Genomic DNA, 16,037 nt, shown 5'->3' with positions numbered 1-16,037 from the left:
ACGACATCCTCGTCACCGACAACGGCAACGAAAACCTCTCCACCACCCTCCCCCGCACACCCGACCAGGTCGAAACCTGGATGGCGACGCTGCGATGAGCAGGCGCAGCCCGCTGGTGGAGCAGGTCTGCGGACAGCTGCGGCAGGGCGGCGCGGTGGCGGTGGTCGGGCCGACCGGGTACGGCAAGTCCCAGGTCCTGGACGCCGTGAGCACCCAGTGGCAGGCGGCCGGGGAACCGGTGGTCCGGCTCAGCTCGGCCCCCGCCGACGCGCACATCGCCTACGCGCCCCTGGTGGACCTGTTCGCCGTCTGCCCGGCCGAGGTGTCCGGCCAACTGTCCGATCTCCAGCGCTCGGCGATGGACTGGGTGCTGCGCCGCGTCGCCGGGCCCGAGCCCGATGCCGCGACCTTCCGCGTCACGGTCCTGTCCTGCCTGCAGGCGTGGGGGCGCCGGGCCCGGCCGCTGCTGGTCGCCGACGACGTGCACTGGTGGGGGCCGGGCAGCCTGGACGTGTTCGGCTTCGCCGCGCGACGCAGCCGCGGCAGCGTGTCGCTGCTCGCGGCGCTGCGCCCCGACGGCCCGTCGCCGCACGACGTCCTGGGCGGCGGCGCGGTCGAGATCGGGATCCCCCCGCTCAGCCCGCAGGAGTCGGCGGCCATCGTGCGTTCCTACGGGCTCCCGCTGCGGACCGCCGGCCGGATCCACGCCGCGACGGGCGGCAATCCGCGCCTGGTCTCGGACATCGCCTGCGGACTGGCCCGCGCCGGGACGCCCGCGACCGCGCTGGACGTCCGGCCGCTGGCCCCGCACGCGCGCAAGGCGACGCACGCCTGGCTGGCCGATCTCGCCGAACCGGTGCGCCGGGTCCTGCTGTTGGCGGCGCTCGCGGCGGATCCGTCCCTCGACGCGATCCGCCGCGCCGCCGGCGTGACCGCCGACGCGGCGCTGGCGGCCGCCGAGGCGGCCGGGCTGATCCGGGTGGCCGACGGCACGGTGCTCTTCCCGGCGCCGGTCGTGCGGGAGGGCGTCATCGCCGAGGCCGGCGGAGAGGCCGTGGGCCGTGCCCACCGCGCCCTGGCGGAGGTCTCGGCCGGAGCCGACGACCGGACCTGGCACGAGGCCTCCGCGCTGGCCCCCGCCTCAAGCGCCCCGCGCCTGGTCCCCGGGCTGGCCGACGCCGCCGCGGCCGCGCGCGAGCGCGGCGACCGCGCCCGGGCCGCCGAGTTCGGCCTGCTGGCGGTCGACCGCGCCGACGGCACCCGGTCCGACCTGCTCGTCGAGGCCGCCCGGGACGCCGCCGCCGCCGGGCGCCTCGACCTCGCCTGGACGGCCCTGGACCGGCTGGAGCGGACCCAGGCCGGGCCCGCGGCGTCGGCCCGGGCCCGGATCGCCGTCGTCGACGCGGCCGGGCGGGGCGCCGCGCTGCTGGCGGACGTCGCCGCCCAGGCCCTGGCCGACGCCACCGCCGCCGGCGAGCCGATGCTGGTCTCGGCGGCGCATCGGCGGCTGGCCTGGAGCACGCACGTGAACCGGGGCTACCCCATCGAGGCGCTCGCCCACGCCCGGCACGCCGTGACGTGGGCGGAGCGGGCCGGCGACCGGGCCGGACACTCGGCCGCCGTGACCCTGGCCGCCCGCATCCAGCAGGGCCGGGGCCTGACCGGCGACGCCGGGGCGTTGCGTGTCGTGCTGGAGTCGGGCGGGGAGATCGGGCTGGGTGGGGCCGGCGGGTCGGGCCGGGCGAACGGGTCGGGCGGTGTGTTCACCTCGGCCGGACCGGACTGGTCGGCCGGGGGCAGTCGGATCGACGACGACCCGCGGTGGGTCCTCGTCCGCTTCGCCCTGCTGGACGACCGGCTCGGCGAGGCCGGCCTGCTGCTCGACGAGCTCACCCGGACGCTCGGACGCGACGGTGGCCCCGCCGATCTGAGTCGGCTGGTGGGCATCGCCGTGCAGATCCACGCGCACAGCGGGGAGGGTCACACCGCGCGCGAGGAGGCCGGCCGGCTGCTGGCCCTGGGCCGCGAGCTGGGCGCGGCCCCCGGTCCGCCCTGGTACGCGGCGGCGACCGCCGAACTCGCCGGCGGGACCCTGGAACAGGCCCTCGCGTACGCACGGCTCGGCCTGTCGGCGTCGGAGGAGGAGGCGGACATGGTCTTCGTCGCCCAGTGCCTGCAACTGACCGGCATGACGCGGCTGCTCCTGCGGGACACCGCCGGCGCCCTGGCGGACCTGCTCCGGGTCCGCGAACTGGCGCGGGACCTGGCCATCGGGGATCCGGCGGCGATCCGCTTCGACGCCGATCTCGCCGAGGCCCTGGTCGCGGCCGGGGATCTCGACGCGGCGGCGCGGACGGTCTCGGCGGCCCGGCACCGGGCCGAGGAGCTGGGACGGCGGGGCGTACTGGCCTCGCTCGACCGCGCCGAGGCGCTGTGCCGCACCGCGACCGGCGACTTCGGCTCGGCCGAGGACCTGCTGATCCGGTCCCTCGACGCGTTCGCGGAGTTGGGATACCCACTGGAGTGCGGCCGGGTGCTGCTGACGCATTCGGCCGTCGAACACCGACGCAGACGCCCGGCCCGCGCCCGGGAGTTGCACGCGCGGGCCGAGGAGGTGTTCCACCAGGCGGGGGCGCCGTTGTGGGGGCCGGGCCGGCCGGAGCAGGCCGGGACGCCGTCCTGGCTGGCCGGGCTGACGGACGCGGAGAAGCGGATCGCCGAGCTGGTCGCCGAGGGGTACGGCAACCGGGACATCGCGGCCGCCCTGTACGTCAGCGTCAAGACCGTCGAGGCGATGCTCACCCGGATCTACCGCAAGTTCGGGGTGCGGTCGAGGGTCCAACTGGTGGCGCTCGCCCGCAAGGACGAGCGCCACCAGGGCCGATGACCGCGGCCTTGTCAGACGCGAGCGCGGTTCGCGGGCGCGATCTGCTCAAGGACGTGCGCGGGAGTGGCGAAGTGCCCCGACTCGCGCGGGTAGTGGACCACGATGTCGGTGAAGCCCAGTTCCGCACAGCGCCCCGCGACGTCCTCGAAGGCCTGCGCCGACTGCATCGTCGGCAGCGGCGAGAACCCGGTCAGCAGCGTCCGGCGCAGCGACTTCGGGTCGCGGCCCTCCTGCTCGCACGCCGTGTCGAGTTCCTCCATCCGGCGCGCGAGGATGCGCCAGGTCGACGCCTCGGTCCGCTCGACGTCCCTCGGCCCGTCCGCATCGTCGGTGGCCACCCACGACGCGCCGTACCGCGCCACGGTCCGCATCCCGACCGGGCCGCTCGCCGCCAGCACGAACGGCACCCTGGGCCGCTGCACGCAGCCCGGCTCCATCCGGGCGTCGACCGCGTCGTAGTACCGGCCGCGGAAGGTCGTTCGCGGTCGGCCCTCGGGACCGGCGGTCAGCAGCAGGTCCAACAACTCCACCGACTCGCGGAACCGGCCGCCGCGCTCCTGCACCGACCAGCCCTTCCCGTCCTCGCCCTGGCCGACCACGGTGGCGTCGTTGTCGATCGAGCCGGCGCCGAAGCCGAGGACGAACCGGCCCTCGCTGATGGTGTCCAGCGTGAGCACGTCCTGTGCGAGCGGCACCGGATGCCGGTAGTTCGGCGAGGACACCAGCGTCCCGAGCCTGAGCCGCGAGGTCACCACGGCAGCCGCGGCCAAGGTGGGAACGGCCCCGTACCAGGCGCCGTCCGGCAGCCCCGCCCAGGTGATGTGGTCATAGCTCCAGGCGGTGTCGAATCCCAACTCCTCCACCCGCCGCCACATCGACACCGCCTCCTGGAACGGACGGTCGGGCAGGATACAGACGCTGATACGCACAACGGACTCCAGACGGTGATCGGTTTCTCCTCCGTCCCTGATACCCAGGCCCACCCCGATCCACCTGCGCCTCCGGTGCCCCGTCAGATCTCCTGACCACGGCCGCCCACCGGGGAAGGCGGCCTCCTCCAACGGCCCGCACCCCACGGCCCGACGCGCGGCCGCCCACCGGGATCCGGCGAAGTTGGCTGAACAGGAATTGGTCGAACGCTCATGCGGCGTTCGCCGGAGTTCCGTGTACGGCCCGGCCGCTGCGCCTATGTTCGAACCTTCTTGGTACCCGTACACCTGTGCAACCGAGACAGGAAAGGACATCACGTGGCCTCCATCGACCGACGCCGATTCCTCCAGCTGGGCGGCGCATCCGCCGCCGCCGCCGGCCTGGCGGCGTTCCCGCCCGTGGTCAGCAAGGCCCTGGCAATGCCCGCGATCAGCAGGACCCGGTCGATCGAGGACGTCGAGCACGTCGTCATCCTGATGCAGGAGAACCGTTCCTTCGACCACTACTTCGGCACCCTGCGCGGCGTGCGCGGGTTCGACGACCCGCGCCCCACGCTGCTGCCGAACGGGAAGCCGAACTGGCGCCAGCCCGCCGCCGGGGTGAAGACCGGCCGCTACCACGACCGCGGCCTGCCCGCCTCCGAGCAGGAGGTGCTGCCCTGGTACATCGACCCCGGGAACACCACCGAGTACCAGGCCGGCACCGACCACGGGTGGAGCAGCGGCCACCTCGCCTGGAACGAGGGGCGCCACGACCAGTGGGTGAACCAGAAGCAGGACGTCATGACGATGGGCCACCTCAAGCGCCAGGACCTGCAGTACCACTTCGCCCTGGCCGACGCCTTCACCGTCTGCGACGCGTACTTCTGCTCGGTGCACGCCGACACCGCCCCCAACCGCATCTACCTGTGGACCGGTACCAGCGACCCGCGCAACGCGTACGGCCGCAAGCCGAACGGGCCGGGCCTGTGGGAGCGCAACAACACCAACGGCTACACCTGGACCACGTACCCGGAGCGCCTGGAGGCGGCCGGCGTCAGCTGGAAGCTGTACCAGGGCGGCTCCGGCGAGCCGGGCACCCCCACGGACAACTACACCGACAACTCGCTGATGTTCTTCGAGCGGTTCCAGGTCGCCGAGGGCGCGTCGGGCCCGCTGGTGGACAAGGGCGCCACCGACCACACGCTCAAGGAGTTCCGCGCCGACGTCCAGCAGGGCCGGCTGCCGCAGGTCTCCTGGATCGTCCCGCCGTACAAGTACAGCGAGCACCCGTCCGCCACGCCCACCGACGGCGCGTACTACATCAACCTCGTGCTGGACGCGCTCACCTCCAACCCCGAGGTCTGGGGAAAGACCGTCTTCCTCATCAACTACGACGAGAACGACGGCCTGTTCGACCACGTCGTCCCGCCGATGCCGCCGGTCGTCAGCGGCCCGGGCGGCCAGGGCATGGTCTCCCGCAGCCTGGAGGCGAGCCTCGGCGACGAGCTGCTCGACCTCGGCAGGTACCCGGGCGAGATGAGCCCGCTGGTCCCCGGCGCCGATCCGGGCGGCCGGCAGCCGATCGGCCTGGGCCCGCGCGTGCCGCTGCTGGTCATCTCCCCGTGGTCGCGCGGTGGTTGGGTCTGCTCGGAGACCTTCGACCACACCTCGGTCCTGCGCTTCCTGGAGGCCAGGTTCGGCATCGCGGAGCCCAACATCAGCGCCTGGCGCCGTTCGGTCTGCGGCGACCTCACCTCGGCCCTCGACTTCTCCGGCGCCGACCCGAAGCCGGTCTCGATCCCGGTGCCCGCGCCGATCGCCTCGCAGGGCAAGCCCTACCAGGTGCCGCTGCCCCAGCAGGTGCCCACCCAGGAGCGGGGCACCCGGCCGGCCCGCGCCCTCCCCTACGACCTGCGGGTCAACGAGGACGAGACGGACACCCCGGGGCAGTTCCGGCTGGAGCTGGACAACTGGGGCGACGCGGGCGCGTGGCTCTACGTCTACGACCGGACCGCCCCCAAGGCGGCCCCCCGCCGTTACACCATCTCGGCCTACGACAACTTCAGCGACTTCTGGCCGCTGACGGACGCCGGCGGCTACCACCTCGCCGCCCACGGCCCGAACGGGTCGCTGCAGGAGTTCGAGGGTGAGCTGCGCGCCGAGTTGGTCGCGCGGTTCACCCCGCACGGCACCAGGGTGAAGGTCCAGGTCCGCAACAACGGGGAGGCGACCCGTACGGTGACCGCCGCCGACGCCTACGCGAAGGACCCGTCCGCGCCGGGCCACCGCATTCGCCCCGGCGACTCGGCGCAGTTCACCTTCGACGTGGACGCCCACAGCCGCTGGTACGACATCACCGTCGCCGCCGTGGACGGCCCGGCGTTCCGCCGCCGCTGGGCCGGCCACCTGGAGAACGGCCGCCCCGGCACCAGCGACCCCGGCCCGCGCTGACCTGACCTGGCCTGGCCTGGCCTGGCCTGGCCACACCCGTGCCCCGTCGCTGCTCGGCGACGGGGCACGGGCGTCGGTGCGGGCGCGCGGCCGACGCGGGGCCGGCGCCGGGGCAGAGCGCCGTCCCGGGTCGGTCCTCCGCCAGGACCCGCACGCGGCGCCGGGTGGGGAACCCGATGCGCGGGTCAGGGCGATCCGGAGTCCCGCACGATGTCCGGACAGGTGCGGTCCTCCGGGCTTCGGGAGCCCGACGGTAGCCGCACGGTGAACACCGACCCCGCGCCCGGGGTGCTCGCCACGTGGACGCCGCCGCCGTGGAGTTCGGCGAGCTTGCGGACGATGGCGAGGCCGAGACCGCTGCCGCCGGTCTGGCGGTTGCGGGACTTCTCGGCCCGCCAGAAGCGCTCGAACACCAGCGGCAGGTCCGCCGCGGCGATGCCGGTGCCGGTGTCGGCGACCTCGATGAGCAGGGCGCCGGCCCGGGCGCGGGCCCGCAGGGTGACCGTGCCGCCCGCCGGGGTGTGCCGGACGGCGTTGGCGACCAGGTTGCCCACCGCCTGACGCAGGCGCACCGGGTCCGCGAAGACGTCCACGCCGACTGCGGCGCCGGCCGGGTCGACGGCCAGGGCCACACCGGACGCCTGCGCCTGCGCTCCGTGCGCGGTGGCGACCTGCACCAACAGGTCATCGACGTCGACGGGTTCGCGGTACAGGGCCAGTTCGCCCGCGTCGGCGGCGGCGAGGTCCCGCAGGTCGTCGATGAGGTGCTGGAGCAGCAGGGCCTCTTCGAGCAGGGAGCCCGTCAGGGCCCGGTCAGCGGTGGCGACCCCGTCCTCGACGGCCTCCAGCCAGCCGCGGATGTTGCTCAGCGGGGTGCGCAGCTCGTGCGCGATGTCGCCGACCATCGCCTTGCGCAGGTCCTCCAGTTGCCCGCGCCGTTCGGCCATGGCGTTGAAGGCGGCGGCGAGTCCGGCGATCTCGTTGCGGCCGGTCACGGTCACCCGGGCCGAGAGGTCCCCGTCGGCCATCCGCCGGGCCGCGTGGGTGAGCGCGTGCAGCGGCCTGGAGAGCCGTAGTCCGACCGTCACCGTGATCGCCACGGTCGCCACCAGCACCAGGGCGGCCACCTCGGTGACCCGCCCGGGGTGGGCGGAGGTCAGCACGGGGGCCGCGCCCCCGGCGCCGACCGGGGCGCCGACGAACAGCAGCACGGGCGGCGCCACGTACTGGACGAGCTGCTGCCGGCGGGCGTTGGTGAGGCAGGCGGAGGTCACCTGGTCCTGGCGCGGGTCGCCGGACGGGGTCCCGTCCGGCCCCAGGGTCAGGGTGACGGGACGGATCTGCTGGCGTGCCAGGCAGGCGTTGACGAGGCCGGTGAGGTCGGCGAGGGCGGCCGTCTCGGTACGGGTGGGAGCGCTCACCACCATGGGGGCCGCGCAGCGCACGCCGAGGGCACGGTCGTCGGCGGTGCGCAGGTGCGGCCGCCCGGCGGGGTCATCGGTGACGGTCGCCTCGATGCCGAGCGCCGTGCGCAGACAGTCCGCCTGCTTCACCAGGCCGTCCTCCAGCGCCGCGTGCTCGGCCGGGGTCAGTCGGAACGGGCCCACCGCGCGGGCGTCGATCCGGTCGCTCGGCGCGCCGGGCAGCATGGCGAGGTCGACGGAGAGCGGGTCGACGATGGTGGTGGGCGTACGGGGCAGGGCCGCCCGCTCGACGGCGGGGCCCTGGGTGACAGCCGTGCCCGACCCGGCGGATGCGGCGGGGGCGGGAGCCGTACCCGACCCGGCGGACGCGGCGGGAGCAGGGCCCGCCGCGGAGTCGATGACCGGTTCGAAGCGCGGGGTGGCCAGCACGATGCGCTGCCCGGTGGCGGCCGCGAGCCGCCGCACGGTCTCCTGCGCGCCGTTCCAGTCGGGGTGGGTCGCGGCGTAGCCGAGCAGTTCGTGGTAGATCCGGGTCTGGTCCGCGAGGACCTGGGTCTGCTCCTGTTTGATCGCGCCGGTGGTGGTGCGGGCGGCCAGCCAGGCCGTCGCGGCGATGGAACAGAGGGAGACCAGCGCGGAGAGCGCGAGCAGTCGGACCGTCAGGCTGCGGCGCAGCGGGGTGTCACGACGCAAGGCGCGGTTCCTCCGCGAGCTTGTAGCCGATGCCGTACACCGTCAGGAGGCTGACGGGGCGGCGCGGGTGCGGTTCGATCTTGCGGCGCAGGTTCATCACGTGGGTGTCGACGGTACGGGTGGTGATGTACCGGTCGATGCCGTGCAGGTGTTCCAGCAGCTGGGCGCGGGTGAAGACCCGGCCCGGCTGGGCGGCCAGTACCTCCAGCAGCCGGAACTCGGCGGGTGTGCAGCTGACGGGCCGTCCGTGGGCGGTGACCTCGTGGCGCAGGGGGTCGACGGTGAGGGGCCCGACGCTCAGGGCGGTCGCCGGCGCGGCGGTGTCCCGGGGAGGGGCCGTCGGGGAGCCGCGGCGCACCAGGGCGCGGACCCGGGCGACGAGTTCCCTGGGGCTGTAGGGCTTGGTGAGGTAGTCGTCGGCGCCGAGGTCGAGGCCGAGCAGCAGGTCTTCCTCGGCGGAGCGGGCGGTCAGCATCAGCACCGGCAGGGCGGACTCGGCGCGCAGGACGCGGCAGACGTCGAGGCCGTCCAGGACGGGCATCATGACGTCCAGGACCAGGAGTTGCGCCGGGCCGCGGCGGGCCTCCTCCAGCGCGGCACGGCCGTCGTGGACGACGACGACGTGGTGCCCTTCGCGTTCCAGGTACAGGCGGATGAGGTCGGCCTGCTTGGGATCGTCCTCGGCGACCACGACATGTGCGCACATACGGATGATCGTAGAGCGCCCCCGAACGGCTCTCGACCTGGCCGGCGGGCCGGGCCGGCGGTCGGGGTCCGCACCAACTCGTCACGAACCATGCCACTTCACCACCACTTCCAGATCATGCTCCGACCGCTTCCTGACAACTTCCTGACACCGACCGGCCAGTGTGGCGGAGTCCGCCGGGGGGCGAACCCCCCGGACCTGCTCCGAAAGGTCCCCGCGTGAAGTCGTTTTCCCGCCTGCTGCCCCTCGCCGCCCGCGCCCTCGGGGCGGCCCTGGTCCTGTCCACGGTCCCCGTCGCCGCCACCACCGTCGCCGCCACCACCGCCGCGGCCGCGTCCGTCGAGGGCATGCGGGCCCCCGCCGCCCCGACCGTCTCGGAGCAGGACGTGATGCCGCACCTGCGGGCCCTGCAGCGGATCGCCGACCGCAACGGCGGCAACCGCGCGCACGGCACCCGGGGGTACGCGGAGTCGGTGGCGTACCTGCGGCACGCGCTGGACCGGGCCGGCTTCCACACCGAGCTGCGCCGCTTCGACCACGGCGGCGAGGCCGGCTACAACCTGATCGCCGACTGGCCGGGCGGCGACCCGAACCACGTGCTGCTCACCGGCGCCCACCTGGACAGCGTCAAGCAGGGCCCGGGGATCAACGACAACGGCTCCGGCTCGGCGGCGGTCCTGACCACCGCCCTCCAGGTGGCCGAGGCCCGGCTCAAGCCCGCGCGGCACCTGCGGTTCGCCTGGTGGGGGGCGGAGGAGGTCGGGCTGGTCGGCTCCGCCGACTACGTCAAGGGCCTGTCCCCCGACGACCGCAAGGCGATCGACCTCTACCTCAACTTCGACCAGACGGGCAGCAAGAACACCAAGCAGTGGCTCGTGGTGAAGGACGGGCAGCAGGCCGACAGCGCGGCCGGGCAGGCCTTCGAGTCGTGGTTCGCCGCCCGGGGCCTCGCCACCTTCGACGTCGGGGTGGGCGGCTCGGACAACGAGTCGTTCGGCAAGGCCGGCATCCCGTCCTCCGGCTTCAGCACCGGCATCTCGGACTGCATCCACGACGCGTGCGACAACCTCGCCAACGTCGACCCGGCCACGGAGACGACCAGCACCAACGCCCTGGTCGGCGTGGTGTGGCAGCTCGCCGCCACCACCCCCGCCACCACCCGGCCCTGACCACCCGACACCCGCAGGAGGCAGAGATGCGCAGAACACCGACGACCCGCCGCCGGACCGCCGCCGTGCTGGCGACCGCGACCGCCCTCGGCGTCGCCCTGACGGCCCTGCCCGCCTCGGCGGCGACCGGCATCGGGGACCCGTACTTCCCCGACGACGGCAACTCCGGCTACGACGTGGGGCATTACGACGTCCGGATCGCCTACGACCCGGCGCGCACCGACCACCTGGACGGCGACACCACCGTCACCGCCCGGGCCACCCGGGCGCTGGACCGCTTCAGCCTGGACCTGAAGGGCTTCACGGTCGCCTCGGTCACCGTGAACGGCACGCCGGCGCGGTCGTTCTCGCGCTCCGGCGAGCACAAGCTGGTCGTCGTCCCGGCCCAACGGGTCGCCCGGGGCGCCACGTTCGCCGTCCGGGTGACGTACGCCGGCACGCCCGACGCCGAGGGCTGGCACACCCTGGTGGACGGCGGCGCGAACGCGGCGGGCGAACCGCACTCCGCGACCTCGTGGTACCCGTCCAACGACCACCCGTCCGACAAGGCCACCTTCGCCCTCACCGCGACCGTCCCCGACGGCTGGACCGCGATCGGCAACGGCCTGCCGGGGCCGACCACCACCGACAACGGCACCACGACCTTCCGCTGGCACGAGGACCGCCCGATGGCGACGTACCTCAGCACGGTCGCCATCGACCGGTTCACCGTCCACCGGGCGCAGCTGCCCGACGGCAAGCCGGTCATCTCGGCGTACAGTCCGGGCGTTGAGATCGACGCGGCCCTGGAGGCCGCGCAACCGGAGATCCTGACCTTCCTGGCCTCGAAGTTCGGCCCGTACCCGTTCTCCTCGGCGGGCTCGATCGTGGTCGGCCCGGCCAAGACGCCCAGCCACGGCGCGGGGGCCCTGGAGACGCAGAGCCGGCCGACGTACAACGGGATGATCTCCGACGAGGGGGTGGTCCACGAGAGCACCCACCAGTGGTTCGGCGACAGCGTCTCGTTCACCGACTGGCGTGACGGCTGCCTCGCCGAGTGCTTCGCCCAGTACGCCAACCAGTTGTGGGAGGAGCACAAGGGCGCCGACCTCGACACCGGCTTCTACGCCCACACGGTCGCCGGCAACAAGGACAACCCCTCGTACTGGTCCACGAAGCTGTACGACCCGGGGAAGGGCAGGGAACTCGACCCCGCCCTGTACTTCAAGGGCTCCCTGATGCTGCACGCCCTGCGGCGCACCGTCGGCGACGACGCCTTCTTCACCACCCTGCGCCGCTGGACCGCCGACCACGCCTACGGCAACGCCTCGTTCCCGCAGTTCGAGGCGCTGGCGGCGCAGGTGTCGGGCAAGGACCTCAAGGGCTTCTTCGACGCCTGGGTCCACGGGACGACGATCCCCGCGAAGGAGTACCTCTACCCGGGCGCCCTGGCCGCCCTGGCCGGCCGGTAGCCCTCCGCCGGGCCGGGGCGGCTCCGGACCGGAGCCGCCCCGGCCTGCGGCCACGAGCCTGCCCGGCACAGCCGACCCGAAGCCTGTGAACGGACGGCGAGCCCGAGCCTGTGAACGGACGGCGAGCCCGAGCCTACGAACCGGCCGCGAGCCCGAGCGCCCGGCGGTACCAGGGAGCGGCGGCGGGCAGCCGGGTGAGGGGTCCGGGGCCGGGCGGGCAGGCGGCGCGGCGCCAGACGTCGTCGCTGCGGTACCAGTGGTCGCGGGCGATCAGGGCGAACTGGCGCTCGGAGACCCGGCCGGGGGTGGCGGCGAGCAGCCGGCGGCACTCCTCCCAGGGCGTGTCCGGACCGTCCAGGGCGGGCAGCAGGCCGAGCTCGGCCAGCGCGCCGAGCAGGTCGCCGGCCCGGACCGGCTCGGGGTGGCTCGCATGGTGGACGCCGGGCGGGACGACGTGCTCGTCCAGGGCGAGGGCGGTGATCAGCCGGGCCAGGTCGGCGCGGTCCACCACGGAGAGCCGGGCGTTCCCGCCCGCCCAGGGCACCGGCACCCGGCGGACCAGATCGGCCAGCGCGGGCACCACCCAGCGGTCGCCCGTCCCGGTCACCAGGCCGGGCCGCAGCACGACGGCGCCGGCCGCCAGCGCGACGCGTTCCCCGAGCAGTCGGGTCCGGCTGGCCTCGGAGACCGGGGCGGCCGGTATCTCGTCGACCCGTATGCCCGCGTGCGGCCCCTCGCCGTAGACCGCCGTCGTCGACAGGTGGACGATCCGGCGCACCCCGGCCCGGGTCGCGGCGGCCGTCACCGCCTCGGTGCCGCGCACGTTCACCGCCTCGCACTCCTCGGCGCCGCCGGAGACCCGGGAGGCCAGGTGGAGCAGCACCTCGGCGCCCTCGCAGAGCTCGGCCAGCGCCGCCTCGTCGGCGAGGTCGCCCGGCACCCAGGTGGTGGCGCCGCGCTCCGCCGGCACCGCGCGGGCCAGCGCGCGCACCCGCGCGCCGCGGGCGGTGAGGGCGGCCAGCACGGCGGAGCCGATGAAGCCGGTCGCCCCGGTCAGGGCGACCGTGGTCCGCCCCTGGTGTTCCTGTCCCGCCGCCGCCATGGCACCGTCCCTCCCCGTCGACCGGCCGGTCAGTCTATCCAGCCGTCGTCCACCCGGCGGCCACCCGTACGGAGGGGGCGGGGCACGGCCCGAGGTAAGGCCCGCCTAGGCTGTATGCCAAGCAAAACGGGCGAACCGGACCCTCCCCAGGGGCCACGAGGACGGAAAGCAGGGCCCCCCGATGGGCGACGGAATGTCAGGCATGCACCACCACGGCGGGATGACCCAGCTAGGCCCGTTCACCCTCTCCAACGTCTGGACCTGGTCCCCCGACTGGGTGTTCCTGCTGGGCGGTCTGGTCGCCCTGGCGCTCTACGCGGCGGCCGTGGTCCGGCTCCACCGGCGCGGCGACCGCTGGCCGATCGGCCGGATGGTCGGCTGGGCGGCCGGTGTCGGCTCCATGATCCTGGTCACCTGCACCGGGCTGAACGACTACGGCATGGTGCTGTTCAGCGCGCACATGATCCAGCACATGGTGCTCTCCATGCTGACGCCGATCCTGATGCTGCTGGGCGCCCCGATCACGCTGGCGCTGCGCGCGCTGCGGCCGGCCGGCAAGGGCCGCCCGCGCGGGCCGCGCGAGCTGCTGGTGGCGCTGCTGCACAGCCGGTACGTCCGGGTGGTCTCGCACCCGGCGTTCACCATCCCGCTGTTCATCGCGAGCCTGTACGGGGTCTACTTCACCCCGCTGTTCGACTTCCTGATGCAGTACCGCGCCGGGCACATCTTCATGATGGTGCACTTCCTCCTCACCGGCCTGGCCTTCTTCTGGCCGATCATGGGCGTGGACCCGGGCCCGCACCGCCCCGGCCATGTGATGCGGATCATCGAGCTGTTCATGGGGATGCCGTTCCACGCCTTCTTCGGCGTGGCGGTGATGATGGCCGCCCACCCGCTGGTCACCACCTTCACGGTGGAGGGCGCGCCACCGGGCACCGACCTCCTGGAGGACCAGAAACTGGCCGGCGGCATCACCTGGGCCTTCGGTGAGATCCCGACCGCGATCGTGCTGATCGCGCTGGTGTACCAGTGGATGCGCTCCGAACAGCGGCAGGCCCGCCGCAGCGACCGCGCCGAGGAGCGCAGCGGCGACGCCGAGCTGGCGGCGTACAACGCCTACCTGGCCTCGCTGCACAAGCGCGGTCCGCGCCCGGCGGCCCCCGCCGCCACCCCGGCCGCCCCCGTGACCCCGGCGGCCGACGCGGGCTGAGCCCGCCGCCGCCCGCTGCGGAACCCCCGTTCCAGTCCGGAACGGGGGTTCCGCTGTAGACGTTCGGATGGTATGCACGCTCTGCTGATCGTCGCCGTCCTGCTCTGCGGGTACGTCCTGCTCTGGCTGCTCGGCTTCCTCGGCTGCGCACTGCGGCAGCAACGCCGACCCGTCCCCGCCGGGGCCGACTACCTGGTCGTCCTCGGCGCCGCGCTGGACGGCTGCGAGCCCGGACCACCGCTGGCGGCCCGGCTGGACGCCGCACTGGAACGTCTCACCGCCGAGGAGGCCGCGGGACACACCCCGCTGCTGCTGGTCACCGGCGGGAAGGGCCCGCACGAGGAGTGCACCGAGGCCGCCGCGATGGCCCGCTACCTGGCCGCCCGGGGTGTCCCGGCCGACCGGATCCGCCGCGAGGAGCGGGCCGTGAACACGGTCGAGAACCTGCGGTTCAGCGCGGCCCTGATGGCCGCCGAACGGACCGGCTACCGGTGCACGGTCGTCACCAGCGGGTTCCACACCGTACGCGCCGCCCTCGCCGCCCACCGGGCCGGCGCCCCCGCCCGGGTGCTCGGCGCGGACGGACTGCTCGCGCACGGCCCGTACGCGCTGCTCCGGGAGGCGGTCGGGACGGCGCTGGCCTACCCGCGCGCCAACGGCGCCGCCCTCCTGCTGCTGACCGGGACCGGGGCCCTCCTCGGCTAGGGCCTGCCCGGCCGGACAGGCCCCAGGTCCAGGCCCCGGACCCGCCGGCTCCTACTGGAGCCTCCACTGCTGGTTCCAGCCGTTGTTGCAGGTCCAGACGCCCAGGGCCTTGGCGTCCTCGTCGTAGGTCAGGCAGTCCTGGTCGGTGATCCGGATCTGGTACTGGCCATTGCCCTGGGCGACGAGCTGCCACTTCTGCTCGTCGGCGCCGGTCCACGGCTTGGCGTCGGCGACGTAGCCCTTGGTGTTCTCGGTCAGCGCGAGGCCGGACACGGCGCTGGTGATCTCGTAGCGGCCGTTGCCCACCGCGGCGAACTGCCAGCCGGTGTTCTTGGGGCCGCTGGTGCCGGCGAGGACCGCGGGCCCCGAGGCAGCCCCGGTGGCCACCGGGCCCCGGCCGGTCTTCACCGTGGGGTACCGCAGGCCGGTCACGGCGTCACCGCCACCACCACCGCCCCCCTGGTGCGCGGGCACGCCGGGGGTGGCGGGGGTGCCGCCCGTGCTGACACCCGGCACCGTACCGGGCTTGGCGGGGACGCCCGGGGTGGCGGTGCCGCCGGTGCTGACACCCGGCACCGTGCCAGGGGTCGCGGGGACGCCCGGGGTGACGGGGACACCGGGGTTGGAGGTACCGCCCGAGACGGCCGGGGTCACGATCTCGCGGGCCGGGAAGTGGATGATCCGCTTGCTGTCGTAGCAGCGGATCAGCACGCAGGACCGGGAGGTGGTCACGGTCCGGTCCGAGTCGTTGCCGACGAAGGCCCAGTTCCCGAAGCCGCCGTCGCCCTTGTTGGTGAAGGTCGAGTCGCCCGCGAAGACCCAGATCCGGAAGTCGTCGTAGCCGGCCGGGCCACCCTCGGAGTCGTGGTGCTCCAGCTTCACGGTCTGGTCGACCACGACCCCGTGCATGTCCGCCTCGTAGACGTTGCGGAACATGAGGCTGTCGTAGAGGTCGGTGCCGTCGTACTTGAACACCATGACGTTGAACCCCGGTGCCGCAGCGCTCAGTTGGCTGGCCATCCCCTGGGTGAACGCCGCGTTGTCGGCCTGCGCGGTGCGGGCCGCGCTGCGGAAGGCCCCGATCATGGTGCCGATGGAGTTGATCAGCGCGCTGTAGCAGTTGCCGTTGCCGATGTTGGCGGGCCCGCCGACCCCCGGCTCTATGCCCGGGCAGTCGGTCGCCGCCGAGGCCTGCTGCGGCACGGCCATCAGGCCGGTCGCGGCCAGGGCGGTCAGCAGGGTGCCGGCGACGGCCCGTTGGGTGGCCCTGGTCGTCCGGCGGGAGGAAACGCGCATGCTGAAGTGCCCCGATCATTCGGCGTGGTGAC

Annotated in this window: 11 protein-coding genes; 6 read left to right on the top strand and 5 right to left on the bottom strand. The window is 74.2% G+C overall.

Going from position 1 to position 16,037, the window contains the following annotated elements:
• Positions 1 to 94: 94 nt before the first annotated feature.
• The gene (locus tag ACIOJE_RS25370; RefSeq protein WP_400779044.1) at positions 95 to 2,887 is read left to right on the top strand and encodes a LuxR C-terminal-related transcriptional regulator; all 2,793 of its coding nucleotides are present in this window, start codon (positions 95 to 97) and stop codon (positions 2,885 to 2,887) included.
• 11 nt (positions 2,888 to 2,898) lie between these two features.
• Here ACIOJE_RS25370 and ACIOJE_RS25365 read toward each other — a convergent pair whose 3' ends face one another.
• Entirely contained in the window at positions 2,899 to 3,816 is a 918-nt protein-coding gene (locus tag ACIOJE_RS25365) for an LLM class flavin-dependent oxidoreductase (protein ID WP_280686127.1), read from the bottom strand.
• A 318-nt stretch (positions 3,817 to 4,134) separates the two neighbouring features.
• On the opposite strand from ACIOJE_RS25365, the gene ACIOJE_RS25360 reads away from it, so the two are divergent.
• Positions 4,135 to 6,249: a phosphocholine-specific phospholipase C gene (locus ACIOJE_RS25360; RefSeq protein ID WP_400779041.1), complete on the top strand. Its 2,115-nt coding sequence runs from the start codon at positions 4,135 to 4,137 to the stop codon at positions 6,247 to 6,249.
• Between the two features lie 185 nt (positions 6,250 to 6,434).
• Here the strand turns inward: ACIOJE_RS25360 and ACIOJE_RS25355 are convergent, their stop codons facing one another.
• On the bottom strand, positions 6,435 to 8,366 hold the full coding sequence (locus ACIOJE_RS25355; protein ID WP_400779039.1) for a sensor histidine kinase: 1,932 nt from the start codon (positions 8,364 to 8,366) through the stop codon (positions 6,435 to 6,437).
• The gene (locus ACIOJE_RS25350) at positions 8,356 to 9,072 is read right to left on the bottom strand and encodes a response regulator transcription factor (RefSeq protein WP_280686124.1); all 717 of its coding nucleotides are present in this window, start codon (positions 9,070 to 9,072) and stop codon (positions 8,356 to 8,358) included. Before ACIOJE_RS25350 ends, ACIOJE_RS25355 begins: the two co-directional genes overlap by 11 nt.
• A 218-nt stretch (positions 9,073 to 9,290) precedes the next feature.
• Between ACIOJE_RS25350 and ACIOJE_RS25345 the strand changes: the two genes are divergently transcribed.
• Together ACIOJE_RS25345 and ACIOJE_RS25340 are read left to right on the top strand one after the other, a co-directional pair.
• A complete protein-coding gene (locus ACIOJE_RS25345) occupies positions 9,291 to 10,241 on the top strand; it encodes a M20/M25/M40 family metallo-hydrolase (protein WP_400779037.1) in 951 nt (316 codons plus the stop codon).
• A gap of 26 nt (positions 10,242 to 10,267) precedes the next feature.
• The gene (locus tag ACIOJE_RS25340) at positions 10,268 to 11,692 is read left to right on the top strand and encodes a M1 family metallopeptidase (RefSeq protein WP_280686122.1); all 1,425 of its coding nucleotides are present in this window, start codon (positions 10,268 to 10,270) and stop codon (positions 11,690 to 11,692) included.
• Positions 11,693 to 11,825: 133 nt separating this feature from the next.
• Here ACIOJE_RS25340 and ACIOJE_RS25335 read toward each other — a convergent pair whose 3' ends face one another.
• Positions 11,826 to 12,794 (bottom strand): NAD(P)-dependent oxidoreductase, encoded by a 969-nt coding sequence (locus tag ACIOJE_RS25335; RefSeq protein ID WP_280686121.1) that lies wholly within the window; start codon positions 12,792 to 12,794, stop codon positions 11,826 to 11,828.
• 202 nt (positions 12,795 to 12,996) lie between these two features.
• On the opposite strand from ACIOJE_RS25335, the gene ACIOJE_RS25330 reads away from it, so the two are divergent.
• Both ACIOJE_RS25330 and ACIOJE_RS25325 read left to right on the top strand, forming a co-directional pair.
• Complete coding sequence (locus ACIOJE_RS25330) at positions 12,997 to 14,004, top strand: cytochrome c oxidase assembly protein (protein WP_400779034.1); 1,008 nt, start codon at positions 12,997 to 12,999, stop codon at positions 14,002 to 14,004.
• Between the two features lie 72 nt (positions 14,005 to 14,076).
• The gene (locus ACIOJE_RS25325; RefSeq protein ID WP_280686119.1) at positions 14,077 to 14,709 is read left to right on the top strand and encodes a YdcF family protein; all 633 of its coding nucleotides are present in this window, start codon (positions 14,077 to 14,079) and stop codon (positions 14,707 to 14,709) included.
• A gap of 51 nt (positions 14,710 to 14,760) precedes the next feature.
• On the opposite strand, the gene ACIOJE_RS25320 is transcribed toward ACIOJE_RS25325, so the two are convergent.
• On the bottom strand, positions 14,761 to 16,005 hold the full coding sequence (locus ACIOJE_RS25320; RefSeq protein ID WP_280686118.1) for an RICIN domain-containing protein: 1,245 nt from the start codon (positions 16,003 to 16,005) through the stop codon (positions 14,761 to 14,763).
• Positions 16,006 to 16,037 lie beyond the last annotated feature (32 nt).

It is taken from the genome of Kitasatospora sp. NPDC087861 (assembly GCF_044742585.1).
Taxonomy (GTDB): Bacteria; Actinomycetota; Actinomycetes; order Streptomycetales; family Streptomycetaceae; genus Kitasatospora.
The sequence above is the reverse complement of the archived record's forward strand: the minus strand, read 5'-3'. Positions and strand labels throughout refer to the sequence as shown.